Genomic DNA, 484 nt, shown 5'->3' with positions numbered 1-484 from the left:
GTTTTATCCGGCGTCAGGCGAGCCTGACGCACAATCCAATTAGCTGGCGACGATATTGACCAGTTTCCCGGGCACTACGATCACTTTACGAATAGTCAGGCCATCGACGAAACGCAGGACGTTTTCGTTGGCACGTGCGGCGGCTTCGACTTCTTCGCGAGTCGCGCTGGCCGGCATTTCGATCTGGCCACGCAGCTTGCCGTTGACCTGAATGACCAGCGTCAGGCTGTCCTGAACCAGCGCACTTTCGTCCACAGCCGGCCAGCCAGCGTCGATGACTGCGTCAGCGTGACCCAGCTTGTTCCACAGTTCGTGGCTGATGTGCGGGGTAATTGGCGCCAGCAACAGTGTCACGGCTTCCAGACCTTCGTGAATCAGCGCACGATCCTGCTCGGTAGCTTGTGCGGCTTTTTCCAGCACGTTCATCAGCGTCACCACCTGGGCGATGGCGGTGTTGAATTTGTGGTTCTGGCCGACGTCATGA

Annotated in this window: 1 protein-coding gene; it reads right to left on the bottom strand. The window is 58.3% G+C overall.

The features are described 5' to 3' along the window. Positions 1-39 precede the first annotated feature (39 nt). Positions 40-484 (bottom strand): class I tRNA ligase family protein (locus BK660_RS31025; protein ID WP_148057516.1); only part of this gene is annotated, 445 nt, incomplete at its 5' end.

The organism is Pseudomonas brassicacearum (assembly GCF_003732265.1).
Taxonomy (GTDB): Bacteria; Pseudomonadota; Gammaproteobacteria; order Pseudomonadales; family Pseudomonadaceae; genus Aquipseudomonas; species Aquipseudomonas brassicacearum_D.
Note: the sequence above shows the minus strand (reverse complement) of the source record. Positions and strands in the feature narration are given on the sequence as shown.